At 71.1% G+C, this 24,779-nt stretch carries 25 protein-coding genes; 17 read left to right on the top strand and 8 right to left on the bottom strand.

Annotation, left to right across the window (positions count from 1 at the left end; genetic code table 11):
• Window positions 1-97 precede the first annotated feature (97 nt).
• Both ACWEV3_RS15335 and ACWEV3_RS15330 read left to right on the top strand, forming a co-directional pair.
• Window positions 98-289, top strand: coding sequence for a hypothetical protein (locus ACWEV3_RS15335; RefSeq protein ID WP_452614471.1), 192 nt, complete (start codon window positions 98-100; stop codon window positions 287-289).
• A 114-nt stretch (window positions 290-403) separates the two neighbouring features.
• Complete coding sequence (locus ACWEV3_RS15330; RefSeq protein WP_452614470.1) at window positions 404-1,246, top strand: alpha/beta fold hydrolase; 843 nt, start codon at window positions 404-406, stop codon at window positions 1,244-1,246.
• Here the strand turns inward: ACWEV3_RS15330 and ACWEV3_RS15325 are convergent, their stop codons facing one another.
• The 3 genes from ACWEV3_RS15325 to ACWEV3_RS15315 all read right to left on the bottom strand — a co-directional run bounded on the left by ACWEV3_RS15325 (window position 1,247) and on the right by ACWEV3_RS15315 (window position 4,195).
• Window positions 1,247-1,987 carry an NPP1 family protein gene (locus ACWEV3_RS15325; protein ID WP_452614469.1) on the bottom strand — a complete coding sequence of 247 codons (741 nt, stop codon included), beginning with the start codon at window positions 1,985-1,987 and terminating at the stop codon, window positions 1,247-1,249. It lies immediately after the preceding gene.
• A gap of 232 nt (window positions 1,988-2,219) precedes the next feature.
• Window positions 2,220-3,206, bottom strand: coding sequence for a DUF1015 family protein (locus tag ACWEV3_RS15320; protein WP_452614468.1), 987 nt, complete (start codon window positions 3,204-3,206; stop codon window positions 2,220-2,222).
• A complete protein-coding gene (locus tag ACWEV3_RS15315; RefSeq protein WP_452614467.1) occupies window positions 3,203-4,195 on the bottom strand; it encodes an NAD(P)-dependent oxidoreductase in 993 nt (330 codons plus the stop codon). Before ACWEV3_RS15315 ends, ACWEV3_RS15320 begins: the two co-directional genes overlap by 4 nt.
• Before the next feature lie 239 nt (window positions 4,196-4,434).
• On the opposite strand from ACWEV3_RS15315, the gene ACWEV3_RS15310 reads away from it, so the two are divergent.
• Together ACWEV3_RS15310 and ACWEV3_RS15305 are read left to right on the top strand one after the other, a co-directional pair.
• Window positions 4,435-4,692: an SHOCT domain-containing protein gene (locus ACWEV3_RS15310; RefSeq protein ID WP_452614466.1), complete on the top strand. Its 258-nt coding sequence runs from the start codon at window positions 4,435-4,437 to the stop codon at window positions 4,690-4,692.
• A 57-nt stretch (window positions 4,693-4,749) separates the two neighbouring features.
• Window positions 4,750-5,445 (top strand): DUF2306 domain-containing protein, encoded by a 696-nt coding sequence (locus tag ACWEV3_RS15305; protein ID WP_452614465.1) that lies wholly within the window; start codon window positions 4,750-4,752, stop codon window positions 5,443-5,445.
• A 91-nt stretch (window positions 5,446-5,536) separates the two neighbouring features.
• On the opposite strand, the gene ACWEV3_RS15300 is transcribed toward ACWEV3_RS15305, so the two are convergent.
• Genes ACWEV3_RS15300 through ACWEV3_RS15290 form a run of 3 tightly spaced genes read right to left on the bottom strand, consistent with a single transcriptional unit; the run spans window position 5,537 to window position 7,975 of the window.
• Window positions 5,537-5,980, bottom strand: coding sequence for an acyl-CoA thioesterase (locus tag ACWEV3_RS15300; protein WP_452614464.1), 444 nt, complete (start codon window positions 5,978-5,980; stop codon window positions 5,537-5,539).
• Window positions 5,955-6,824, bottom strand: a complete 870-nt coding sequence (locus ACWEV3_RS15295) for a helix-turn-helix domain-containing protein (protein WP_452614463.1) — start codon at window positions 6,822-6,824, stop codon at window positions 5,955-5,957. The genes ACWEV3_RS15300 and ACWEV3_RS15295 overlap by 26 nt, the downstream gene beginning before the upstream one ends.
• A gap of 17 nt (window positions 6,825-6,841) precedes the next feature.
• Complete coding sequence (locus ACWEV3_RS15290) at window positions 6,842-7,975, bottom strand: lytic transglycosylase domain-containing protein (protein ID WP_452614462.1); 1,134 nt, start codon at window positions 7,973-7,975, stop codon at window positions 6,842-6,844.
• Window positions 7,976-8,434: 459 nt separating this feature from the next.
• Here ACWEV3_RS15290 and ACWEV3_RS15285 point away from each other — a divergent pair, with 459 nt between their 5' ends.
• The 7 genes from ACWEV3_RS15285 to ACWEV3_RS15255 all read left to right on the top strand — a co-directional run bounded on the left by ACWEV3_RS15285 (window position 8,435) and on the right by ACWEV3_RS15255 (window position 17,186).
• A complete protein-coding gene (locus ACWEV3_RS15285; protein WP_452614461.1) occupies window positions 8,435-9,742 on the top strand; it encodes an MFS transporter in 1,308 nt (435 codons plus the stop codon).
• A gap of 180 nt (window positions 9,743-9,922) precedes the next feature.
• Entirely contained in the window at window positions 9,923-11,242 is a 1,320-nt protein-coding gene (locus tag ACWEV3_RS15280) for an MFS transporter (protein ID WP_452614460.1), read from the top strand.
• A 312-nt stretch (window positions 11,243-11,554) separates the two neighbouring features.
• The gene (locus tag ACWEV3_RS15275) at window positions 11,555-13,090 is read left to right on the top strand and encodes an AMP-binding protein (protein ID WP_452614459.1); all 1,536 of its coding nucleotides are present in this window, start codon (window positions 11,555-11,557) and stop codon (window positions 13,088-13,090) included.
• A 114-nt stretch (window positions 13,091-13,204) separates the two neighbouring features.
• A complete protein-coding gene (locus tag ACWEV3_RS15270) occupies window positions 13,205-14,341 on the top strand; it encodes a thiolase family protein (RefSeq protein ID WP_452614458.1) in 1,137 nt (378 codons plus the stop codon).
• A 120-nt stretch (window positions 14,342-14,461) separates the two neighbouring features.
• On the top strand, window positions 14,462-15,607 hold the full coding sequence (locus ACWEV3_RS15265; RefSeq protein ID WP_452614457.1) for an acyl-CoA dehydrogenase family protein: 1,146 nt from the start codon (window positions 14,462-14,464) through the stop codon (window positions 15,605-15,607).
• Between the two features lie 58 nt (window positions 15,608-15,665).
• A complete protein-coding gene (locus ACWEV3_RS15260) occupies window positions 15,666-16,238 on the top strand; it encodes a GNAT family N-acetyltransferase (RefSeq protein WP_452614456.1) in 573 nt (190 codons plus the stop codon).
• Window positions 16,239-16,313: 75 nt separating this feature from the next.
• On the top strand, window positions 16,314-17,186 hold the full coding sequence (locus ACWEV3_RS15255; protein ID WP_452614455.1) for a LysR family transcriptional regulator: 873 nt from the start codon (window positions 16,314-16,316) through the stop codon (window positions 17,184-17,186).
• Window positions 17,187-17,261: 75 nt separating this feature from the next.
• On the opposite strand, the gene ACWEV3_RS15250 is transcribed toward ACWEV3_RS15255, so the two are convergent.
• Window positions 17,262-18,140, bottom strand: coding sequence for a LysR family transcriptional regulator (locus ACWEV3_RS15250; protein WP_452614454.1), 879 nt, complete (start codon window positions 18,138-18,140; stop codon window positions 17,262-17,264).
• 333 nt (window positions 18,141-18,473) lie between these two features.
• Here ACWEV3_RS15250 and ACWEV3_RS15245 point away from each other — a divergent pair, with 333 nt between their 5' ends.
• The 6 genes from ACWEV3_RS15245 (at window position 18,474) to ACWEV3_RS15220 (ending at window position 23,959) form a co-directional block, all read left to right on the top strand.
• Window positions 18,474-19,238 (top strand): crotonase/enoyl-CoA hydratase family protein, encoded by a 765-nt coding sequence (locus tag ACWEV3_RS15245; RefSeq protein WP_132494278.1) that lies wholly within the window; start codon window positions 18,474-18,476, stop codon window positions 19,236-19,238.
• A complete protein-coding gene (locus tag ACWEV3_RS15240) occupies window positions 19,235-19,894 on the top strand; it encodes a PaaI family thioesterase (protein ID WP_452614453.1) in 660 nt (219 codons plus the stop codon). The genes ACWEV3_RS15245 and ACWEV3_RS15240 overlap by 4 nt, the downstream gene beginning before the upstream one ends.
• 29 nt (window positions 19,895-19,923) lie before the next feature.
• Window positions 19,924-21,459, top strand: a complete 1,536-nt coding sequence (locus ACWEV3_RS15235) for an acyl-CoA synthetase (RefSeq protein WP_452614452.1) — start codon at window positions 19,924-19,926, stop codon at window positions 21,457-21,459.
• A 22-nt stretch (window positions 21,460-21,481) separates the two neighbouring features.
• Window positions 21,482-22,438 carry an LLM class F420-dependent oxidoreductase gene (locus ACWEV3_RS15230; protein ID WP_452614451.1) on the top strand — a complete coding sequence of 319 codons (957 nt, stop codon included), beginning with the start codon at window positions 21,482-21,484 and terminating at the stop codon, window positions 22,436-22,438.
• A 262-nt stretch (window positions 22,439-22,700) separates the two neighbouring features.
• On the top strand, window positions 22,701-23,084 hold the full coding sequence (locus tag ACWEV3_RS15225) for a hypothetical protein (RefSeq protein WP_452614450.1): 384 nt from the start codon (window positions 22,701-22,703) through the stop codon (window positions 23,082-23,084).
• Window positions 23,085-23,158: 74 nt separating this feature from the next.
• Window positions 23,159-23,959 carry a spermidine synthase gene (locus ACWEV3_RS15220; protein WP_452614449.1) on the top strand — a complete coding sequence of 267 codons (801 nt, stop codon included), beginning with the start codon at window positions 23,159-23,161 and terminating at the stop codon, window positions 23,957-23,959.
• Between the two features lie 125 nt (window positions 23,960-24,084).
• Here ACWEV3_RS15220 and ACWEV3_RS15215 read toward each other — a convergent pair whose 3' ends face one another.
• On the bottom strand, window positions 24,085-24,777 hold the full coding sequence (locus ACWEV3_RS15215) for a histidine phosphatase family protein (protein WP_452614448.1): 693 nt from the start codon (window positions 24,775-24,777) through the stop codon (window positions 24,085-24,087).
• Window positions 24,778-24,779 lie beyond the last annotated feature (2 nt).

Here is a 24,779-nt window from a genome sequence, read left to right as displayed (position 1 = left end):
ATTTTGCGGCACAACGGCATCGCTGCCACTGTTGGCAGGAATTGGTCCATCGGAAACTGAGTGCCATCGACCGGACCTCTTCTCGGGGATGAGCACGATGCGCACGCCACTTCGGAACAAGCAGCAGAACCGGCTCGCCGGCATCAGGCGCTACTTCGCGACCCAGAACCGGCTGTGGGCACACCACCTCGACGCGCTCCAGCCGTGGGAGCAGGAGACCGAACTCCGCTGGGTCCGGAACCCGGTCACCCGCCGCTGGGAACTGCGCGGGGGAGTGCTCCCGGGGTGAGCCGGACGGGCGCTGTCGAGTCCCTAGTGGACAGTCGGGCGCGCTGGCGGAGCGTACCGACCGGATGGTATGTTGGCGCCCTCGGATGCGGAACCTGACTCGGAGCGACGGCTGATGACGCAGGATGTTTCGGGCAACCACGAACGGATCGACGTCGGACCGCTGACCTTCGACGTCGTCATCGCCGGCGGCGAGCAGGGACGCCCGGTGCTGTTGCTGCACGGTTTCCCGGAGACGGCGCGGAGCTGGAAACTCGTCTCGGCGCGGCTGGTCGCGGCCGGGTTGCGCACGATCGCGCCGAACCAGCGCGGCTACTCGCCCGGTGCCCGGCCCGACGGCGCCGACCAGTACGGGATCGCGCACCTGGTCGCCGACGCGGTGGGCATCATCGACGCGCTGGGTCTGTCCGAAGTGGATGTCGTCGGCCACGACTGGGGCTCGGTGGTGGCCTGGCACCTCGCGGGCTGGCACCCGGACCGGGTCCGCACGCTGACCGCGGTGTCCGTGCCGCACCCGGCCGCCTTCGGCTGGGCGCTGCGCAACGACGCTGACCAGCAGCGCCGCTCCGAGTACATCAAGCTCTTCCGGCAGGAGGGCAAGGCCGAGCAGGTGCTGCTGGCCGACGGAGCGAAGCGGCTGCGCGCCGTGTTCAGCGACGGCGTCCCCGCAGAGTTGGTGGACGAGCACATCCGGGTGCTCAGCGAGCCGGGCGCGCTGACGGCCGCCCTGAACTGGTACCGGGCGATGGGCCGCATGGACGAACTCGCGTCCGTGACCGTCCCGACGACCTACGTGTGGAGCACCGAGGACGGCGCCCTGGGCCGGGCGGGGGCGCTGCGATGCGGCGATCACGTCGCGGCGCCCTACCGGTTCGTGCAGCTCGAAGGCGTCAGCCACTGGATTCCGGAGGAGGCCCCGGACGCGCTCGCCGAGGCCGTCCTCCAGCCGCCGCAGTGATCATCCGTAGGCGTCGAACTCGACCTCGCCCGGCTTGGCCTTCTCCAGGTTCTGCTCGAAGGCGCCGTCCTTGATCGCCAGGCTGGCCGAGCCGAAGTCGGCCCCGGTCAGCCTGTCCCGGATGCCGGGCGGGAAGTTGTTCCAGCTGACCAGGTCCGGGTACTGCCAGGTCCCGTAGTGGTTCTCCGGCTGCTCGTCGCGGCCCGCCAGGCGGAAGCAGTGCGTGCTGGCGCCGTCCTTGTGGTAGACGATCTTGGGGTGGCTCCCCTCCCAGGAGACCTCGGAAGCGGGCTGCGTGGAGTAGTTGCCGTGCGCCGACGTCGACACGTACTTCGCCTCGTCGTCGCGCACCCACACCACGACGTGCTCGATGTCGTGCCGGTGGCCGAAGATGTCGTCGACGCCGCCGAGGGCCTGGTCCTTCTCGAAGTACAGGTCGTAGAGGTATGCGCACCAGCCGTTGTCGTCGCACTTGGCGCGGGAGTACGAGTTGGTGTTGTCGAGGTCGGACCGGTCGTGGCAGTTCCCGTCGAGCGCGCCGGAGGGCTTCAGGCCCTCTGCGATCGAGCCGTCGGGGCCGATCGCCGGGGTGGGGTAGCAGCCGTCGCCGTCGTAGTCGAAGGCCGGCTGCCACTTGCCGTCTGCCTCGTCGAAGCTCGCGGGCAGCGCCGCGGGCGGCTCTGCGTAGGCGGTCCCCGGAAGCCCGACGACCAGCAGCGCGGCTCCCGCGATGGCGGTCAATGACCGCCTGCCCGGTCGCAACCGGCTTCGGCGCCCGGCCGGTGCGCCGTTCGGGCGTGCGGCTTGCTTCGTTCGCGGTCTTTCCCCCGCGGCGTTCTCCAGCACGGCGAAACCTCCTGATCGACGCGGTCGGCGCGTGATCGTAATGCGGAATCTGCCGTGCGGGCAGGAGTTTCGCGGTCCGGTGTCCCGTCGGGAAGTGAAATGTGCCCCAGCTGCTCCGGAAACTCGCTCAGGTGAGCGGGCGGAGGAACAGCTCCGCGGTCGGTTTCGGGTCGAACCAGGTCGACTTCGGCGGCATCGGCCGGCCCTCGTCCGAGGTGGTCAGCACCTGGTCGATCGTCGGCGGGTGCGGGATCAGGCGGAACGCGTTCCGGTCGCCGCACCAGCAGGTCTCCACCGCGTGCTGCCGGTCGGCCGCGGCCTCGCCCGCGGTGAGGTCGTGCAGCTTCGGCAGGAGCTCCTGCTCGATGGCGAAGGCGTCGAGAACGCCCGAGGCGCGCAGCCGCATGCGGTACCACCGGTCGCCGAGGCCGATCGCCACCACGCCGGGTTCCGTGTCCGCGGTGGGGGATTCCTCGATCCGCTCGGTCAGCGGATGTTCGGCGAGGCGGTCCAGCACGTCCCGCGCGGTGCTGCCCGGTGCCAGGGCGAAGCAGCGGTGGTAGCCGAGGATGCGCATCTCGTCGCTGGGGAACAGCGCCGCGAGCGTGAAGGCGCTCGGGTGGTCGGAGGCGAGGCCGCGCCGGGCGGCGTAGCGATCGGCGGCCTGCATCCGGTGGTGGCCGTCGGCGATGTAGAGGTTGCCGATGCGGCCGATCTCGTCGCACAACGCCCGCGCGCCCGCTTCGTCGCGCCGGACCCACACCGTGTGCGTGGCGCTCCCGTCGTGCAGCCGTGCGCTTGGAGCCTCCGCGGTGATGTCGGCGATCGACAGGTGTCCTCTGTGGACGAGCATGACCGGCATCCGCTCGACCCCGGTCGCCTCGGCCTGCTCTTCGAGCTCGCGCACCCGGGCCGGTTGGGTGGCTTCGTGACGCCGGATCCGGCCGCCGCGGTAGTCGTCGATCGACACCTCGACCACGACACCGGTCTGCCGGTGCCCGCCGGATTCCAGCCGGTAGACCACCACCGCCGGCCCTGGGACTCCGCTCCCGCGCAGCAGCACGCGCGGCGGCCGGGCGGTGATCCCGGCGCCGTCCTGCCGGGTGGCGTTCACGAGCGTTCGCCGGAATGGGTTGCGGGTTGCGGGTTCACGCAGTGCAGCACCGTGCCCGACTCGAACGCGTCCACCATCCGCACCACCTCGGCGGCGACCGCCTGCTGAGCCTGCTCGGTGGACGCCCCGATGTGGTGGGTGCCGTAGACGTTCGGATGCCGGGCCAGCCGGGACTCGATGCGCCCGGTGCTCGTCGCCGGCTCGTCCGCGTAGACGTCGACGCCGACGCGGATGTCCTTGTCCGCCATGGCCTCGATGAGCGCCTCCTCGTCGACGAGTTCCCCGCGCGCGGTGTTGAGGATGATCGTGCCAGGCTGCACGTGCGCCAGCAGGTCGGCGTCGATCAGGTGCCGCGTGGCGTCGGTCGCGGGCGCGTGCAGGGAGAGCACGTCGCAGGTGCTGGCGAGGGTGGTCAGGTCGTCGACGAAGCGAACGCCGATCGCGTTCGCGCGCTCCAGCGTCTCCGGCGCGCGTCCGGGCCTGGCCACGGCGTGCACCGCCATCCCGAACGCCGCGGCGCGTTCGGCGAAGGCCAGGCCGATCTGGCCGAGGCCGATGACGCCGACCCGGCGGCCGAAGATGCCGCGTGCGCGCGAGTAGCGCTTCTTGTCCCAACGTCCGGCCCGCAGGTCCGCGACGTTGTCGCAGATGTTGCGATCCAGCGCCAGCAGCAGCGCGAACGCGAGCTCGGCCACCGCGGCGGCGTTGCGCCCGGGCACGTTGCAGACGCGGATTCCGAGCCGGGACGCCGCGTCGCAGTCGATCGTGTTGGTGCCGGCTCCCGCCCGGATGACCAGTCGCAGGCCGTCGGCGCGTTCGAGCGCGGCGGCCGCAACCCGGGTGCTGCGGACCACGAGCGCGTCGAACCCGTCGAGCCGGTCGGGGAGCTGATCGGCGGTGGTGTCCGGGCGGTAGGCGCAGTCGTGGCCGTGGTCGGCCAGCTCCGCGAGGTGCGCGTCCGGGAACGCGTCGGCGAGCAGGATCCTCATCGGCAACTCCCCACCTGGAACGGAAGCGGCAGCGGGACTGTTCCTCAATGCGCATCGAGCTGCGCATGGCGCAATGGTGACCGCCGGGGAGAAGCGGAGTCAACACCCGATCCGCGGTGCTGCGCACGCCGGCTACGTCGTGCGCGGTAGTCCGGGTGTCGCTCGGTGACCGACGACAGCGCCGCCCGCCGGGCCGAGACTCGATCCGACGAACGGGAGCGGTTTCGGAGGTGGCAGTGATGTTGACCGAGTTCTTGGTGCAGTGGGGCCCGAATCCCGGCTGGCACGGGCCGCACGGCGGCCCGGGATGGCTGATCGGGCTGTTCTTCCTGGTGCTGGTCGCCGCGCTGATCGCGACGGTGATCTGGCTGGCGGTTCGCGGCCGGCCGCGGAAGCGCTCCGCCGTCGAGCGGGCGAAGGAGATCCTGGCCGAGCGGTTCGCCAAGGGGGAGATCGGCGCCGACGAGTACCGCGAGCGGCTGACCGAGCTGGGCTGATCTCCGGTGGCCGCCGGGACCGCGGTTCCGGCGGCCACCTCGACGGAAGGCGGAACGATGACGGCGAAATCGGGCGTGCGGAGATCGGCGCGGCGCGGCTGGCTGCTGCTGACCACCGCGGCCGTCGGCGGCACCGCGCTGGTCGTGCCGTACGTGCTCCTCGACGTGGACGCGAGCAGGATCCAGGTGCGCGGCGAGGCGCACTGGATCCTGCTGCTCGTGCACATCTTCACGGCGGCGGTCGCGCTCGTGCTCGGGCCGCTGCAGTTCATCCCCGCGCTGCGGGCGCGCCGCCGGCTGCACCGGGTGGTCGGGCGGGCCTACCTGCTGGCCGGGGTGCTGCCGGCGGGCCTGACCGGCATCCCGGTGGCGCTGCTGGCCGAGCACGCCCTCACCGGGGTCGGCCTGCTCATCCCGGCGGTCGGCTGGCTGGTGACGGGCGCGCTGGCGGTCCGGGCCGCGCGGCGGCGCGACTTCGCGGCCCACCGGGCGTGGATGATGCGCAACTACGCGCTGACGTTCCTGGCCGTGACGTCGCGCATCGTGGTGCCGCTGCTGCTGCTCGCCCAGTTCCCGTTCATCGGCGCGATGTACGGCGGCTCGGTCCCGGCGGCGGTGGACATGACGATCCCGATCGGCCAGTGGCTGGGCTGGATCATCAACCTGACCATCGTGGAATTCGTCCTCCACCGCGAGAGAACCCGCGCGATCCCAGCCCCGCAGGTCAGTCCCGAGACAGCACGACGGGCATGAATCGGCGGCAGCGCACCGCAGAGGTGGAGTGAACGGCCTGTTCGCCTCGTCTATCGGGGCGAACGGTCCGTTCGCTCCGGGCAGCTTCGGCTCACAGGCCTAGTAGTCGTGGACGCGTGGCCAGCTCGCGCCAGTAGCGGGCCGGGTCGGCGACCAGGCGGCGCCGGGTCAGGTCCAGGAGGCCGGAGACGCTTTCGACCTCCGCGACCAGGGTGCCGTCCGGGGCGCGGAGTTCCTGCACGACGCGGGACGTCTTGCCGTCGCCCCACTGGAAGGCGCACGTCACCTCGACCTGGTCCAGCGGTCGCAGTTCGCGGTGGAATCGGACGGTGGTCTCCAGGTTGACCGGGCCCACGTCGTGCTGGGCGCGCAGTCGCTCGGGGTCGACACCGGCGGCGGCGAGGCACGCCCACCGCGCGTGGTCGCCGTAGGCGAGGTACGCGGGCCCGCGCACGTGGCCGTTGACATCCAAGTCGTCGCTGCGGACCGAGATGGTGATGCGGAAGGCTTCAGCGGTTTCGGAACGGGTTGTCACGGGGCCCGATCCTGGCCGTCCCGGGCCGCGCCGTCTGGAACTTTTCGGCCAACGCGTCCTGCCGGGCCCAACTGCGCACCAGCGCAGCGGGCGATGAGCCGGACAGCAGGCGGCATTCGCGTCCCAGGTGCGACTGGTCGGCGTAGCCGAGCTCGGCGGCGACGACCGCCAGCGACGTGCGTCCGCGCGCCAGCGCGGGCAGGCGGCGGTGGAACCGCTGGAAGCGGAGGATGCGTTGCAGTTGCTTGGGGCCGCACCCGGTTTCGCGCCGCAGGAGCCGTCGGAGTCCCCGTTCGCTGATGCCGAGCTCGTCGGCGACGTCCGCGGGTTTCGCCCCGGGCGTACCAAGACCGTGCGCCGCAGCGATGGCGTGTGGGTCCGGCTGGACGTCTCGCAGCCGCTCGGCGACCAGCGCCTCCAGCACGTTTCGCCGCGCCTCGAAGGACTTCGACGCTGCCAGCAGCTCTTCGGCCCGCCCCGCTCGCCGGCCCCACAGGTCGGCGAGTCTCGTCGTCCCGGTCGGCAGCTCGGAAAGCCCGTGGCCCAGCAGCGAGCCAGTGCCGCCGCGGCGCAGCCGCAGGCCCAGCGTCCGGGCGGTTCCCGGCAGCCAGCGGCGTGCCGGGGCTCCGGCGGTGATCACCACGTCGAGGCTGCGCCCGTCCCACACCAGGTCGGCGCAGCCGTCCGGGAGGATCCGCAACTCCCGGTCCCATCCGGCGAATCCCTGCCAGCAGAGCGAGGCAGCGCTCGAAACCTCTTTCGCAGGGCCGAATTCGCGGTAGTGCGACCACCGCGCGCCGGTTCCGGCGGGCGAGGCGGCCCAGGGGCGCAGCGGGATTCCCATGCGCCCAGCATGCCTCGTCATGCGCTCGGCGGCGCGGTCGATTCGCCGCTGGGCGGTGGTTGCGAGCTGCTCGGCGGCGCCGAGCTCGTCGGTGGAGGCTCGGACGGCGGCGGCTCGGATGGCGGCGCCGACGACGACGGCGGTGGCGGTGGCGGTGGTGGTGACGGCGGCGCTGTCGTGCCTGGTGGTGGGGGTGGCGGAGGTGTCCAGGGCGGCGGCGCGGGGGCGGGCGGAGCTCCGGCGGCGGGTGGCGGAGCACCCGGCGGCAGCGGTGCGCCCGGCGGTGGGGGAGCGCCAGGGAGTGGCGGGGCGAATGCGAGCAGCACGGGGTCGCCCGGGATCGTCGTGTCGCTCGGGGTGGGCATGACGCCGCGGGCGTAGGCGTCGGCCCAGCTGAGCACCGAGCGGACGTACGACTCGGAGTGGTTGTAGCGGAACACGGCGGCGGCCAGCTGCGTCCGGTCGCGCAGATTTCCGCCGCCGCTGCACAGGTATTGGCCCGATGCGAGCGTCGCGTCGAAGACGTTGTGCGGATCGCGGGTTCCGTCGCCGTTGCCGTCGGCGGCGTGGCTGCGCCACGTGGACGGGATGAACTGCATCGGGCCGACCGCGCGGTCCCACGCCCGGTCGCCGTCCAGCCGGCCGCCGTCGGTGTCGCGGATGGCGGCCACCCCCGGCCCGCCGGCCAGCTGCGGGCCCAGGATCGGCGACAGCGTCCGGCCGTTGACGTCCACCCGGCCGGACCGGGCGTGGTTCGACTCGATGCGCCCGATCCCGGCGAGCACCGACCAGTGCAGCCCGCAGCCCGGATCGGTGCTCGCCAGCGTTCGATCGGCGCGCTGGTAGGCGGCCAGCACCGGTGCGGGGATGCCCAGCGGGCCGGCCGGCACCCGGTCGGCCGGTTCGGCGTGCGCGGCCAGGTCCTGCTCCGTGCGCACCTCGTCCAGGAACTCCGGGCTGAGCCGGTCGTCGACGGGCAACCGGCCGTTGGTCCCCACGTCCGGCGGGAGTTCCGGTGCGGCCCGCGCGGGACCGGTTGCCGGGTCGATCAGGGCGTCGCCGCTGATCGCCAGCAGCGGCAGCAGCGCGACCAGCACACCGGTCGTCACCGACGTGAAGCGCTCGCCGCGACTTTGCGCGTCCGGGCCCAACTTCCGTCACCTCCATGCCGGTCTGGCCATGCTGGGCCCCGACCTTTCCGGAAGGTGACGGCCTTGTGAACCACCAGAAGAGGTCCGGACCACGAATTCCAGGCGACCAGCAGGTTGCGGCGAACGGCTCAGCGACGCGGCGTCCGATCGGGTGCGCGACCGGCTTTCGCGATCCGATGAGTTGTCCGATGTGGACGCACGGGCCGGTTTTGCGGCCGGATCCATCGAGACTCTTGAACTGCTTCGTTCCGCGAAATAAGTTGACCGGTAACGGGTTTCTCGTCGAATTGGTGGCACCACTGTCCATAGTGGCTGCCTATCGGTGCGTTAGCGCCCCGCTCTTTGACCATGTGACGTGCGTCTCGTTCAATCGGCGGTAGTGATCCTCCGGTGCCGCCGCGCGCCCGTCGCCCGGCATTCCGCACCGCAATCCGCTTCCGCCGAAGGGACCACGTGCGCATGTCCGCAAACAGAGTGCATGAAGCAACCCCCGGTACCGCCGCGCCGCCGGAGTACCGGCCGGTGATGGCCTGGGCGATCACCGGCATGCTGGTGCTGTTCATCGTGGTCAACTGGGCCGACAAGACGGTGTTCGGCATCGCCGCGCAGCCGCTGAAGGAAGACCTGGGCCTGACCTCGTCGCAGATCGGCTTCATCGGCAGCGCCTTCTTCTTCCTGTTCAGCATCACCGGGCTCCTCGTCGGGTTCATCGGCAACCGGGTGCGGACCAAGTGGGTGCTGCTGGCGCTGGCCGCGCTGTGGTCGCTGACGATGGTGCCGGTGCTGGTGTCGGCCAGCGCGGTGACGCTGCTGATCAGCCGCATCGGCCTCGGCGCGGCGGAAGGCCCGGCCGGCGCGATGGCCAACGCCGGGGCGTTCGAGTGGTTCCCGAAGGAGAAGCGCAGCTTCCCGTCGGCGTGGCTGTCCTCCGGCGCTTCCATCGCCAAGATCGCGGTCGCCCCGGTGCTGGCGCTGATCGTCGCGGTGTGGGGCTGGCGCGCGGCCTTCCTGTCGCTCGCGCTGATCGGCGTGGTGTGGTGCGCGGCTTGGGCGCTGATCGGCCGCGAGGGCCCGTTCTCGCCGCACCGGAGCCAGGCCGCCGCGGCCGAGGATCCCGTGATGCAGCAGCGGGTCCCGTTCCGCAAGATCGCGCTCTCCGGCACCTTCGTCGGCGGCGTCATCGGCACCTTCACCATGTACGGGATGGTGTCGGTGATCCTCACCTGGCTGCCGTCGTACTTCGAGGTGGGCCTGGGCATCGACCGGCTGCAGGCGGGCGCCATGTTCGGCCTGCCCAGCATCTCGGGCATGATCGCGATGCTGGGCGTGTCGTGGATCAGCGACCGCCGCGTGTCGGCGGGCTCCAGCTCGCGCGTGCAGCGCGGCATCGTGCCCGCGGTGTCGCTGCTGATCGGCGGCGGGCTCCTGGCGCTGCTGCCGTACGTCGGCTCGCCGGCGCTGGCCATCTCGGCGGTCGTGCTCGGATACGGCATCGGCGTCGTGGCGCTGCCGCTGGCGAACGCGGCGTTGTCGCAGATCTGCCCGCCTCGCCAGCAGGCCGGCGCGCTGGGCGTGTTCCTGGCGCTGCAGACGTCGTCCGGGCTCATCGCCCCGGCGCTGACCGGTGTGCTGGTGGACGTGGCCGCCAGCCCCGGCGAGGGATTCGCGCTGGCGTTCCAGGTCTTCGGCCTCGCCGTGATGGTGGGCGGCATCGCGACGCTGCTGCTGGTCAACCCGGACCGGGACGCCGCGCGCATCCTCGGCTGAACCACCGGTCGTGAGTGTTTTGGATCGTCATGACGATCCAAAACACTCACGACCGATAGTGCTGGCCTATCGATGCGTTCAGGCAAGCATCTTTGACCGTGTGACGGGGCTCTCGTTGAATGGCCGTGCCGGCGGGCTCAACGCGCCGAACCGGGCATTCCAACGAAGGGACGGTCCCGCATGACCGCTGGCAACCTGCAGCGCAGCCCCGCCGACGGCAGGACTGCCGCACCCGCCGCCGGCCCGGCCTTCCGGCCGGCGATGGCCTGGACCATCACCGCGATGCTCGTCCTGTTCATGATCGTGAACTGGGCGGACAAGGCGGTGCTGGGCATCGTGGCCCAGCCCCTGAAGACGGAGCTCGGCCTCACCAGCGCCGAGATCGGCTTCATCGGCAGCGCCTTCTTCTTCCTCTACAGCATCAGCGGCGTCGCGGTCGGCTTCCTGGCTAACAAGGTCAAGACCAAGTGGGTGCTGCTCGGGCTGGCCGTGCTGTGGTCGGTGACCCAGGTGCCGGTGCTGCTGTCGGCGACCGGCGCGGCGCTGCTGATCAGCCGCATCGCGCTCGGCGCCGCCGAAGGCCCGGCCACCGCGATGGCCAGCGCCGGGGCGTTCGAGTGGTTCCCCAAGGAGAAGCGCAGCCTGCCGGCCGCGTGGCTGAACTCCGGCGCCTCCATCGCCAAGATCGCGGTCGCCCCGCTGCTCACGCTGATCGTGGTCGCCTGGGGCTGGCGCGCGGCCTTCCTGGCGCTGGCGCTGATCGGCGTGGTCTGGTGCGTCGCCTGGCTGCTGATCGGCCGCGAGGGCCCGTACGCGACGCCGCGCGGCAAGGCCGCCGCCCAGGGGGACGACACCGGTCTCCGCGTGCCGTTCCGGCACATCGCGCTCAGCCGCAGCTTCATCGGCGGCGTGATCGGCACCTTCACCGTCTACGGGATGGTGTCGGTGATCCTCACCTGGCTGCCGTCGTACTTCGAGACCGGGCTCGGGTTCAGCCGGGTGGAGGCGGGCAGCATGTTCGGCCTTCCCAGCATCACGGGCATGATCGGCATGATCGAGGCCGGCTGGCTCACCGACCGGATGATCTCGCGGGGCGCGAGCTCCCGCGTGCAGCGCGGCCTGATCCCCGCCGTGTCGCTGCTGATCGGCGGCGGCCTGCTGGCGCTGCTGCCCTACGTCGGCGGCGCGTGGGCCGCGGTGGCCGTGGTCGTGGTGGCCTACGGGTTCATGGTCGTCTCGCTGCCGGTGATGAACGCGGTCGTGTCGCAGATCAGCCCGACCCGGCAGCAGCCCGGTGCGCTGGGCTTCTTCCTCGCGCTGCAGACGCTTTCCGGGCTGTTCGCCCCTGCGCTGACCGGCGCGCTCGTCGACGCCGCGCCGACGCCGGGCGCCGGGTACGCCCAGGCGTTCCAGATCTTCGGGCTGGCCGTGGTCGTCGGCGGGATCGTGATGGCACTGCTGGTCGACCCGGAGCGCGACGCCCGCCGCATCCTCGGCTGAGCGTTCCACGCCGCAATTTCAATGGAAATCAGACCTTCGAATTCCATTGAAATTGCGCGAGTTATCCACAGTCGGCCGAAGTTGTCCACAGGAGTTCGGTGTGTCATGGCGTGACACGCCGACAGGGCGCAACTTCCATTGGGCATACATCAGGAGGGGCACCCGCAGTCCAGGGAGCCTCTGTAACTCCCGCAGGGGGGCCGCTACCCGCACCGCCACGCAGAACGAGGTTGGAAAAACCTCATTGAAATTGCGGCAAACCCGGGTCGGTGACCCGGTCGAGGTCGATGGAAGAGATACGAGGAGGTAGGCATGTCCCTCGCGGTCGGCGAGCTGGGAGTGTTCAACATCGCGCAGGCCGATCCGGGCCGTCCCGCCGTGATCGACGTGACCGGGCGGGCCGTGAGCTTCGCGGAGCTCGCCGAGCGGGCGAACCAGCTCTCGCACGCGCTGCGCGCGATGGGGCTGCGCCCCGGCGACAGCATCGGCGCGGTCATCCACAATGGACTGCCTTACTTCGAGCTGAGGCTGGCGACCTGGCAGTCCGGGCTGTACTTCACGCCGATCAACCACCACCTGGCGGCGGCGGAGATCGGCTACATCGCGGAGAACAGCGAGGCCAAGCTGGTCGTGGTGGACGCCTCGCTGACCGAGCTGTGCGGCCCGGCGCTGGACGCCGCCGGGGTGGCTGCGGAGTTGCGGTTCGCCGTCGGCGGCTCGCCGGGCTGGCGGGATTACGAGGAGCTGTTCGAAGGGCAGTCGCGGACGGCCCCCGACGAGCGGACCGGCGGCGAGGTCATGCTCTACACCTCCGGCACCACCGGGCGCCCGAAGGGCGTGCGGCGCCCGCTGACCGGCCGACCGCCCGTCGTGTCGCAGTACCACCTCGACTTCATGGGACGGCTCGACATCGAGCCCGGCGCGGGCGTGCACCTCGTGCTCTCGCCGCTGTACCACGCTGCGCCCGGCACCTTCGCGTTCACCGGGCTGAACTTCGGGCACACCGTGGTGCTCAGCGAACGGGCGAAACCCGAAGAGGTCCTGCGGCTCATCGACGAATTCCGGGCGACCGCGACCTTCACGGTGCCGACGGTGCTGCACCGCCTGCTGCGGCTGCCCGCGGAGGTGCGCGACCGATACGACACGTCCAGCCTGCGCAGCGTCGTGCACGCCGGCGCGCCGTGCCCGGTCGACGTCAAGACCCGCTGCATCGAATGGCTCGGCCCGGTGTTGACCGAGTTCTACGGCGCCACCGAGGGATCCGCCACGGCGGTGCGGTCCGCCGAGTGGCTGACCAAGCCGGGCACCGTCGGATTCCCCTTGCCCGGAGCCGAGATCCACGTCCTGGACGAGCAGGGCGAGCCGCTGCCCGCCGGGGAGACCGGCACCGTGTACTTCCGCAGCGGAATCTCCGGCATCGAGTACTTCAAGGACCCGGAGAAGACCGCCACCGCCCGGCACGGCGACCTCATCACCGTCGGCGACGTCGGCTACGTCGACGCCGACGGCTGGCTGTTCCTCTGCGACCGGCGCACCGACCTGATCCTCTCCGGCGGCGTCAACATCTACCCGGCCGAGGTCGAGGCGGCGCTGCTCGCGCACCCCGAAGTGGCCGACGTGGCCGTGATCGGGATCCCCGACGAGGAGTGGGGCCAGTCGGTGCTGGCGATCGTCCAGCCGGCGCCGGAGGCGGCCGACGGCCTGGCCGAGCGGCTGACCGCGCACTGCCGCGAGCGGCTGGCCGGGTTCAAGGTGCCGCGCCGCATCGAGCTCAGCCCGCAGCTGCCCCGCACCGACACCGGCAAGCTGCTGCGCCGCGAGCTCCGCGCCCCCTACTGGGGTGCATAGGCGCGGCCTATCCGAACGTTCCACGCCCGATCTTTGCGCCCGCCCCGCGCGCGGTGGTTCATTCAGAACGAGGGAACCGACCGTGTGCAGCCGCTTGCCAGACAGGAGAAACGCATGAGGGACGCTGTCATCGTCAAGGCCGTTCGCACGCCGGTGGGCAAGCGCAACGGAGCGCTCGCCGGGATCCACCCGGCCGACCTGTCCGCGCACGCGCTGTCCGCGCTGGTCGAGCGCGCCGGGATCGAGCCGGGCGACGTGGACGACGTGGTGTGGGGCTGCGTCAGCCAGGCCGGCGAGCAGGCCGGCAACATCGCGCGCACCGCGGTGCTGGCCGCGGGATGGCCCGAGTCGGTGCCCGCGACCTCGGTGGACCGGCAGTGCGGATCGAGCCAGCAGGCGGTGCACGCCGCGGCCGCGGGCGTCATCGCCGGGTACTACGACATCGCCGTCGCCGGCGGCGTGGAGTCGATGAGCCGGGTGCCGATGGGCTTCGCGCGGCAGGGCGTGGAGAAGCCGATGGCGCAGTCGGTGCTCGACCGCTACGGCGTCAAGGGCTTCAACCAGGGCATCGGCGCCGAGATGGTGGCCGAGAAGTGGGGCTTCTCCCGCCAGCAGCTCGACGAGTACTCGCTGTCCTCGCACGCCAAGGCGGCCGCGGCTGTCGACGCCGGCGCGCTGGACGCCCAGCTGGCGAAGCTGCCGGGCGTGCTGGAGTCCGACGAGGGCATCCGCCGCGGCGGAACCCTGGAGACGCTGGGCAAGCTGAAGACCGTGTTCCGCGAGGACGGCGTCATCCACGCCGGGAACTCCTCGCAGATCTCCGACGGCACCGGCGCCCTGCTGATCACCACCAGCGAGATCGCCAAGGAGCGCGGGCTGAAGCCGATCGCGCGAGTGCACACCGCGGTGCTGGCCGGCGACGACCCGGTGATGATGCTGTCCGCCCCATGGCCGGCGACCCTCAAGGCGCTGCGCAAGGCCGGGCTGGGCATCGACGACATCGGCGCCTTCGAGGTCAACGAGGCGTTCGCCCCGGTGCCGCTGGCGTGGCTCGCTGAGACCGGTGCGGACCCGGCCCGCCTCAACCCGCTGGGCGGCGCGATCGCCGTCGGCCACCCGCTGGGCGGCTCGGGCGCGGTCCTGATGACCCGGCTGGTCCACCACATGCGGGACAACGGGATCCGCTACGGCCTGCAGACGATGTGCGAAGGCGGCGGCATGGCCAACGCCACGATCCTCGAACTGCTCTGAGCCGACGCGGCTGCCGCTCGTGAGTGGTGGTGCCGGTAAGAACCGGAGCCGCCACTCACGACCCAAACACGAGCCGTGCCCGATTCCCTTCGGGCACAAGAAGATTCTGGAGGAGGGCGGATGCGCAGCACCGCTTACGACGCGGAACACGAGGCGTTCCGCGAGGTCGTCCGGGAGTTCCTGGCCAAGGAGGTCGTGCCCAACTTCGCCGATTGGGAGAAGACCGGGCTGGTGCCCAGGGACCTGTTCAACAAGGCCGGCGAGATCGGCATGCTCGGCCTGCAAGTGCCGGAGGAGTACGGCGGCGGGGGCACCGACAGCTTCAAGTTCAACGCGGTCATCACCGAGGAGACCGCCCGCGCCGGGGTTTCGCTGGGCGGTTTCTCGGTGCACGCCAACGTGGTCGTGCCGTACTTCATCAACATCTGCAACGAGGAGCAGCGGAAGCGCTGGCTGCCAGGGCTGGCCAGTGGCGAGCTGATGAGCGCCATCGCCATGACCGAGCCGGGCACCGGGTCGGACCTGGCGGGCATGGCGACCACCGCCACCCGCGAGGGCGAGTACTACATGCTCAACGGGGCCAAGACGTTCATCACCGGCGGCCACAACGCCGACCTGGTGATCGTGGTGGCCCGCACCGCACACGGGGAGAACCGCCGGGACGGCCTGTCGCTGCTGGTCGTCGAGCGGGACATGGCCGGGTTCAGCCGCGGCCGCAACCTCGACAAGCTCGGGCTGAAGGCGCAGGACACCGCGGAGCTGTTCTTCGACGACGTGCGGGTGTCCGCGGCGAACCTGCTCGGTGAGGAAGGCCGGGCCTTCGAGTACCTGAGCGCGAACCTGCCGCAGGAGCGGCTGGGCATCGCGGTCGCCGGGCAGGCCGCGGCGGAGGCGGCGCTGCGGACCACCGTGGCGTACGTGAAGGAGCGCAAGGTCTTCGGCAAGCCGGTGGCCAGCTTCCAGAACAGCAAGTTCGAGCTCGCCGGGTGCGAGGTGGAGATCGAGGCCGGGCGGGCGATGCTGGAGCGCGCGCTGGACGAGCACGACGCCGGCGAGCTCAGCGCGGCGGACGCGGCGAAGGTCAAGGTGTACTGCACGGAACTGCAGTCCAGGGTGATCGACCGCTGCCTGCAGCTGCACGGCGGCTACGGCTACATGCTGGAGTACCCGATCGCCCGCATGTACGCCGATGCCCGGGTGACCCGCATCTTCGGCGGCACCACCGAGGTGATGAAGACGATCATCGCCAAGTCGCTGGGGCTGTGAGGCCGGGCGCGGATCAATTCGTTGGACGCCGGGCGGCTCGCCCCGGGATCATCGGGCGGTGACCGAGCGAACCGACCGGCGCGAGCCGCTTCCGGCCGCGCAGCAGCGCGTGCGCTTCGTCGAGCTGGCGGACAGGTCGATGTCGGCGTTGCTGGCCGGAGACCTGCCCGCCGCCGGCCTCGCGGCCGGTGTCGCGCTGTCCGAGTACTTCGTGACGGACCGGGCGAAGTGGCTCTGGCGGATGCGGCTCGGCCAGATGGCGGCGGATCCGGCCCGGGCGCGCTGGATGGTGCGCTTCGCGGTGGTCGGGGCGGACGGCTCGGTCGTCGGGCACTGCGGGTTCCACGGGCCGCCGGATGAGGTTGGCATGGTGGAGATCGGCTATTCCGTCGCGCCGGAGTTCCGGCGCCGCGGATACGCGCGGGCCATGCTGGTCGAGCTGCTGCGCCGGGCGGCGGCCGAACCGGAGGTCGAGACGGTGCGGGCGACGATCGCCCCGGACAACGCGGCTTCGCTGGCCACGATCGCCGGATTCGGCTTCGCCGAGGTCGGCGAGCAGTGGGACGACGAGGACGGCCTGGAGATCGTCTTCGAAGTCCCCGCCGACCCGAGCGCGTTCGCAGCCGACTGAACAGCCGGGCGCCGGGCAGGAGTGGCACAGGACACACCCCGGTGTTCACGTCGCATTAACAATTAAGCTGCCCGGGTGGAACTGCACCAGGTGGAGTACTTCCTGGCGGTCGTCGATCACAAGGGCATCAACGCCGCGGCGAGCGCCCTGCAACTGGCGCAACCCACCGTCTCGCAGGCGATCCGCGGGCTGGAGCGGGAACTCGGGGTCGACCTGTTCCACCGCATCGGCCGCGGCATGGTGCTGACCTCGGCCGGGCAGGCGTTCGTCGGCCCGGCGCGGCAGATCCTCCGCGATGTCGTCGCCGCCGAGGCGACCATGGTCGACGCCGCGGGGCTGCCGCGCGGGCGGCTCGACATCCACGTGGCCGCTCCGCTGGCCGTGCACCCGGTCGCGCAGCTGGTCGGCCGGTTCCGGAAGCGCTACCCGAACGTCTCGCTGCGGCTGGCCGACCTCCGCGACGAGGAAGGCGCCGTGGCGCTGATCCGCGAGGGCCACTGCGAGATCGTGTTCACCAACCTCCCGGTCTCCTCCTCGGATCTGCAGGTGGAGGAGCTCGGCTGCCACGAGTACTGGCTGGTGTTCCCGCCGGGCACCGCGGTGCCCGAGCGCGACCCGCTGCCGCTGACCGAACTGCCGGACCTGCCGCTGGTGATCGTGCCCAAGAGCACCGGCCGCACCGCCATCGAGAAGGCCCTCAGCGCGGCCCGGAAGCGCACCCGGCCCTCGGCGATCGTGCAGCACCGGGAGTCCATGCTGCCGTTCGTGCTGGCGGGTGTCGGCGGCACGATACTGGCGCGGCCGATGGCGGAGCAGGCCGCGGCGCGCGGTGCGCTGGTGCGCGCGATCGACCCGCCGATCAGCCTCCCGTACGGCGTGCTCTACGACCCGGCGGTGCTGTCGCCGGCGGGTCGGGCGTTCCTCCGGATGGCCCGCATCCCGCGCTGATCGCACGGCCCCGAACAGCGTTTCCGCAGGCCCGTGCGCGTTTTGTGCTGCTATGGCGACACAAAGCACGCACGGTCACCGACCAGCGGAAACGTCTATCCCGGCGATTTCCAGGAATGCTTCGGCCGCCGGGGACAGCGGCCCCGGGCGGTGCACGAACCCGACGCTGCGCCAGGTCTCCGGCGCGGTGGAGCGCAGCACCACGCCTTCGAGCTCCGTTTCGGCGAGGTGGCGGGGGAGGAACGTGGCACCGGCGCCGTGCGAGACCAGGTCCCAGACCGCTTGCCGGTTCGCGCATTCCACCGCGACCGTCTGCACGGCCGGATCCAGGACGTCGTCGACGATGGTGCGGGTGGTGCTGTCGGTGAACTCCAGGACCAGCGGGATGCCGGCGACCGCCTCCAGCGGCACCGGGTCCGGCAGCCGGTCGGCCAGCTCGGGCGGCAGCACCAGCACGATCTCCTGCGTGCACAGCTCGCGGGACCGCAGCGACGAGTTCTGCGGCGGCAGCTTGGTGAGGCCGAGCTCGGCGTTGCCGCGCCGCACCTCGTCCACGACGCGGGCCGATCCGCCGGGGTCGATGACGTTGAGCAGCACCCCGGGATAGCGCCGCTGGAACTCGCCGGCCAGCTCCGGCAGCGGGTGCGCCGCCAGCGTGGCCAGGGCCGCGATGTCCAGCTGCCCGCTGCCCATCGCGCGCACGTCGTGCACCGCGCTGCGAGCCCGGTCGACGTCCCGGAGGATGCGGCGGGCCGGTTCGACGAACGCCTCGCCATCGGGGCTGAGCACCAGCTGGCGGCCGGTGCGGTGGAACAGCTGCACCCCGAGCTGCCGCTCCAGGCTCCGGATCGCCTGCGACAGCGACGGTTGCGCGATGTAGAGGGCCTGCGCGGCCTTGGTGACGCTGCCGTGGTCGATGACCGCCACGAAGTACTCGACCAACCGCAGATCCATCACCGCAGGATAAGCGGTTCTCTGGTCGTTTTGAGTGCCGGTGCGGGTGGCGGCCCCCTGCGGGAGTTGCAGAAGCCTTCTCGGTCCGGGATCCCCGACTTGTGCATGTCCAATACGCGGCGCTGGGGCTGTCCTCCCGAGAAGACTTCTGAGAACCCGCGGCAGTGCGAGTTGCGTGCGTGGAGAAAGACGAAGTGCGTAAGCGGGTGCTATTGGTCGTGGCTATGGGTCTGTGCGGCGCTCGATCTGCGTCAGACCGGACGGTCGGTCTGGACTGCCGGTGGCGGGCGGGTAAAACTGGAGGCCGCTCTTTGCCTAACCGGAGGAGACAGCGTGGGTGACAGCGTCCTGACCGAGATCGCCGATGGCGTCGCCGTGATCACGATCAACCGGCCCGAAGCCCGCAACGCGGTGAACCGCACCGTGGCCGAGGGGCTGGCCGCCGCGATCGACGAGCTAGAGGAGCGGTCGGACGCGGTGATCGGCATCCTCACCGGCGCGGGCGGCACCTTCTGCGCGGGCATGGACCTCAAGGCCTTCACCCGCGGCGAGCGGCCGTCGATCCCCGGCCGCGGCTTCGGCGGGGTCACCGAACGCCCGCCGTCGAAGCCGCTGATCGCGGCCGTCGAGGGCTGGGCCCTGGCCGGCGGCTGCGAGCTGGCGCTGGCCTGCGACCTGATCGTCGCCTCCCGCGAGGCGAAGTTCGGCCTGCCCGAGGTCAAGCGCGGCCTGGTCGCGGCCGCGGGCGGCCTGCTGCGGCTGCCGAAGACGCTGCCGTACCAGCTGGCCATGCAGGTCGCGCTGACCGGTGACCCGCTGACCGCCGAGGTCGCCCACGCGCACGGCCTGGTCAACGAGCTCACCGAGCCCGGCGGCGCGCTGGCCGGGGCGAAGGCGCTGGCCGCCCGGGTGGCCGTCAACGGCCCGCTGGCCGTCCGCGCCACCAAGCAGATCGTGGCCGGGGCGGTCCGCTGGACCGACGCGGAGGCATTCGCGAACCAGGCCGAGATCAGCGCGCCGGTGTTCAAGTCCGCGGACGCCCAGGAAGGCGCGCTGGCGTTCGCCGAGAAGCGCGCGCCGGTTTGGCGAGGTGAGTGAGCGCCTTGTCGCACGACGCCGAAACCGACCTGCAGGAGCGCCGGCAAGCGGTTCGTGAGCTCGGTGCCGCGGTGCGCGAGCTGATCGACGCCGCGGTGTCCACGGAGGTCGACACCGAGACGCTGGTCGAGACCGCGCAACAGGTCCGCGCCCTGGCGCCGGCGCTGGCCGCCGCGCGCCGCGAACGCGGCCAACTGGCCACTGTGGACGACGGGCGGCGGCCCCGCCGGATGTACAGCCCGGCCGCCGGGCCGGGCAATCCGATCGCGCCGCCGATGCGGGTGGAGATCGTCGACGGCGTCGCGATCGGCACCTGCGAACTCGGCCTGGCCTACGAGGGCCCGCCCAGCTACGTGCACGGCGGCATCAGCGCGATGCTGCTGGACCAGATCCTCGGGCACGCGCACGCCGCGAACGGCAAGCCCGGCATGACCGTGAAGCTGGCGCTCCGCTACCGGCGGCCGGTGCCGCTGAAGGCGCCGCTGCGCATCGTCGGCCGCGTGGTCCAGCTCGACGGGCGGTGGACGAACTCGGTCGCCACGATCAGCACCGCCGAAGATCCCGACACCGTGCTGGTGGAAGCCGAAGGCGCCTTTGTGGTGCCCAACGCCGAGCAGAACAAGCGGCTGTTCGGAGAGCTGGAGCGCATCGTGTGACCGTCGCATGAGGTTCGAGGAGGAGCCGCATGTTCCCAGGAATCCACGCCGCCGCGAACCCCGACAAGCCGGCGCTGATCATGGCCGGCTCGGGGCAGCGGCTGACCTACGGCGAACTCGACGACCGATCCCTGCGGCTGGCGAACCTGCTGCGCGCCGCCGGGCTGGCCAAGGGCGACGTGGTCGCGCTGCTCACCGACAACTCGGTCCACGCCTACGAGGTCTACTGGGCTGCGGTGCGTTCCGGGCTGTACGTGTGCGCGGTCAACAACCACCTGCAATCCGACGAGATCGCATACATAGTCAACGATTCCGGCGCCAGCGCGCTGGTGGTCTCGGCCGCCTTGGGCGAGCTCGCGGCGAACGTGGCGGACCTGGTACCCGAGGTGCGCGTGCGGATGGCTTACGGCGGCCCGGTGCCCGGCTACGAGGACTACGAGAAGGCCCTGGCCGCCGCGTCCGACGAGGTGCCCGCGGTGCAGCCGCGCGGCGCGGACCTGCTGTACTCCTCCGGAACCACCGGGCGCCCCAAGGGGATCAAGCCGAACCTGCCGGACCGGCAGGTGCACGAGCCCGGCGACACGCTCGTCGAACTCCTGCGCGGCGTCTACGGATTCGACGAGAACTCCGTCTACCTCTCGCCCGCGCCGGTGTACCACGCGGCGCCGCTGCGGTACTGCGCTTCGGTGCACGCGCTCGGCGGGACGGTGGTGATGATGGAGCGCTTCGACGCCGAAGGCGCTCTGCAGGCCATCGAGCGCTACGGCATCACGCACAGCCAGTGGGTGCCGACCATGTTCGTCCGGATGCTCAAGCTCGATCCGGAGGTCCGGCGGCGCTACGACCTCTCCACGCACCGGGTCGCGGTGCACGCCGCCGCGCCGTGCCCGGTCGACGTCAAGCGGCAGATGATCGACTGGTGGGGCCCGGTCCTGATCGAGTACTACGCCTCCACCGAGGGCATCGGCATGACGATGATCGATTCCGCGCGGTGGCTGGAGAAACCCGGCTCGGTGGGCGTCGCGGTGCTCGGCGAGGTCCGGATCTGTGACGACGACGGCCGGCTGCTGCCGCCCGGCGAGGTCGGCGGCATCTACTTCCAGCGGGACGAGATCACCTTCGAATACCTGGGGGACCGGGAGAAGACCCGGTCGGTGAAGCACGCCGAGCACGAGAACTGGGCCACCATGGGCGATCTCGGCTACCTCGACGAGGACGGCTTCCTGTTCCTCACCGACCGCAAGGCGTTCATGATCATCTCCGGCGGGGTGAACATCTACCCGCAGGAGGTGGAGAACGTGCTGGCGCTGCACCCGGCCATCCTCGACGTCGCGGTGTTCGGGGTGCCCGACGACGAGATGGGCGAGTCGGTCAAGGCGGTGGTGCAGCCGGCTCCGGGCGCCGAGCCCGGACCGGAGCTGGAGCGGGAGATCCTCGCCTACGCCCGGGAGCGGGTGGCGCACTACAAGGCGCCGCGCAGCGTGGACTTCCTCGACGAGCTCCCGCGAACACCGACGGGGAAGCTGGTCAAGGGCAAGCTCAAGGCGCGCTACGCGCGTCCGTGACGCAACGACGAAAGGGATTGTCGTGGAACGACGTTGGGGCATCACGGTCCCGTTCCAGGGGCTGCCGCTGGTCGACCAGCGGGAGCTGATCACCGAACTCCCGGACCTGGGCTACACCGACGTGTGGTCGGCGGAAGCGAACGGAACCGACGCGTTCACCCCGCTGGCGCTGGCCAGTGCGTGGGCGCCGGAGCTGCGACTGGGCACCGCGATCGTCCCGGTCTACACCCGCGGCCCGGCGACGCTGGCGATGAGCGCGGCGACGCTGGCGGCGGCCGCGCCGGGCCGGTTCGCGCTGGGCATCGGCACGTCGTCGAACGTGATCGTGCAGCGCTGGAACGGCATTCCGTTCGAGGAGCCCTACAAGCGGGTGCGCGACACGCTGCGGTTCCTGCGCAAGGCGCTGCGCGGCGAGAAGGTCACCGAGAACTACGACACGTTCCAGGTGCAGGGCTTCACCGCGGGCGTCGTCGCCGATCCGCCACCGCCGCTGCTGGTCGCCGCGCTGCGGCCGGGCATGCTGCGGCTGGCGGGCCGGGAGGCCGACGGGGCGATCATCAACTGGCTGTCCGCCGACGACGTGCGCACCGTGGTCCCGCACGTGCACGAGGGCGGGCCGGACAAGGAGATCGTGGCGCGGATCTTCGTCATGCCCGACACCGACGCGGACACGGCGCGCGGCGTGGCCCGGCGGCAGATCGCGGCGTACATGAACGTGCCGGTGTACCGGGCGTTCCACGAGTGGCTGGGGCGCGAGGAGCTCAAGCCGATGTGGCAGGCGTGGGAGTCGGGAGACCGGAAGGCGGCGCTGGCGGCGATCCCGGACAGCGTGGTCGACGACCTGGTGGTCCACGGCCCGGCGGCGCACTGCCGGGAGCGGATCCAGCAGTACATGGCCAACGGGGTCACCACCCCGGCGATCGCCCTGATGACCCAGGGCGACCCCGCGGCGGCCATCCGCTCCTTGGGCCTGAAGTAGCTTTCCGCTGCTCAAGGCACGTGCGTGCGTTCGGGACGAATGTGCGCACGTGCGTGTTCCGTCCTGCCGTGGCGCTTCGGGAGGACCGCGATGACCGTCGGCGGACACGGGTGACCGCAACTCGCGGTCGGAGCCTGATCTCGTAGCCACGACGTGCGATCTTGCCTGGTCAGGGGTACGCAGAGCTCCTTGGGGCGCTAACCGGAGCGCGCCCGCGTCGGTTCGCCCCTCGATCGGATCGGAGATCGTTGGAGGTTCACGGATGACACGGCAGATGAGCACCGAAATGCAGCAATGCATCGAAACGTGCAACAAGTGCCACGACATGTGCGAGCAGATGCTGTCCCGCTGCATGGAGATCCACAGCGAGTCCGCCATGCAGATGAGCATGATGATGATGTCCTGCGCGGACATGTGTCGCATGTGCGCGGACATGATGATGCGCTGTTCGAGCATGGCGAAAGCCAGTTCGGACATGGTGCAGATGTGCGTGCGGATGTGCGGGATGTGCGCGGACATGTGCGAGATGAGCGCCGAGGCGTGCAGGCGGATGGAAAGCCGGGAGATGTCCGAGTTGGCGGACATGATGACGCGGTGTGCCGGCATGTGCCGTCAGATGACGCCGCAAGCCATGCAGCCCGCGTGATCGGAGCCGGGCCACGTCGGCTGCCACGCGTCCGACCGGGCGGTGGACGTGGCCCGGTGATCGCGTGCCGTGGCATGGTGCAGCGAGAAGACGACCCGGATTGGATGGCGGAATTGAGCTTTCGCTTCGAGGAAATCGACTGGCGGGAGACGCCGATCGGCGTGATCAGCCTGCGGCGCCGACGGGATCCGCTGCTCGAAGCGGACGTCTACGAGGTCAAGCTCGACGACGAGTACCTGATGTCGAGCCTGTTCACGGTCGCCGAGGTCGAGCTCGCGAGGCTGGGTCTGGCCGAGTTGCCGGACACCGGTCTCGACGTCGTGGTCGGTGGGCTCGGACTCGGCTACACGGCGTGGGCCGCGCTGGCGGATACGCGCGTGCGCTCGCTGACCGTTGTCGAAGGCCTGGGCGAGGTGATCGAGTGGCACCGGCGCCGGCTGCTGCCGTTGGGCGAGTCGCTGTCCGGCGACCCGCGAAATCGTTTCGTGCACGGTGATTTCTTCGACATGGCCCGTGCGGCTGCGGGGTTCGACCCGGATGTGCCCGGTCGGCGGTTCCACGCGATCCTCGTCGACATCGACCACTCGCCCCGTCACGTCCTGGACCCCGGCCACGCCTCGTTCTACACCGTCGAAGGGCTGCAGCGACTCGCCCGGCACCTTCGACCGGGCGGGGTGTTCGCGCTGTGGTCCGATGATCCGCCGGACGAGGATTTCGCCTCGACACTCGCCGCGGTCTTCGCGACCGCCGAAGCCCACGTGGTGGACTTCGACAATCCATATGGGGGTGGGAAATCCGCCAACACCGTCTACGTTGCCCGCCTTGGGCAGGGGAATGCGGTGCACGGCGCGCAATCGCCGTCACCGCCGCGCTGACGATGCTGTGCGCGCCGCAGGGCTCGCACCGCCGTGGCAGCGCAGCGGACACCGGTGCCGTGAGCTTGCCGCAGGGATCGGGTCGTGGGTCTTCCGGGCAGCGCTGGCCAGAAGACCCACGGGTGTCAGCTCAGGGCGCCGGCGGCCTTGTTCAGGCCTTCGTCGAGGTGGGCCGAATCGTTGAAGCGGCGGATGATCCAGCGGTCCCCGGTCACCACGATCTGCGAGATCGAGCCGTTGTTCGCGCCCAGGAACGCCATCGGGCGGGAGCCCGCCGCCATGGCGATCACCTGGCCGATGACCCCGCCGTGGGTGAACACCGCGATGCGCTGGTCCGGGTGCGCGGCGGCCAGGCGTTCGACCGCATCGCGCACCCGGGCGGCCAGGTCCTCGGTGGATTCCGCGCCCGGGATGACGTCCCAGCGCTGCTCGGCGTGCATCTTCTGGATCACCGGGTCGTTCTGCGCGACCTTCTGCCGGAACAGCCCGCCTTCCCAGTCGCCCAAGTGCACTTCGCGCAGGCCGGGCTCGACCCGCGGCGTCAGGCCGAGGCGGGCGGCCAGCGGCGCCGCCGTCTGGACCGTTCGCCGCAGCGTGGTCACGTAGATCGCGTCGAGGTCCTCGCCGGCCAGGCGCCCCGCGACCCGCTCGGCGTGCTCCCGGCCCGCCGGCGCCAGCTCCGGGTCGCCCTGGCCGTCGACCAGCGGGAACGACCGGCCCGGCCGCGCCGGTTCGGATTCGCCGTGCCGGATCAGCAGGACATCGGTGGATCCGGCCGGTGCCGAGAACCGCGCCTGCCGGTACTCCACTTCGGACATGC

Source organism: Saccharopolyspora sp. NPDC003752 (assembly GCF_053605825.1).
This window is presented reverse-complemented; position numbering and strand designations above follow the sequence as displayed.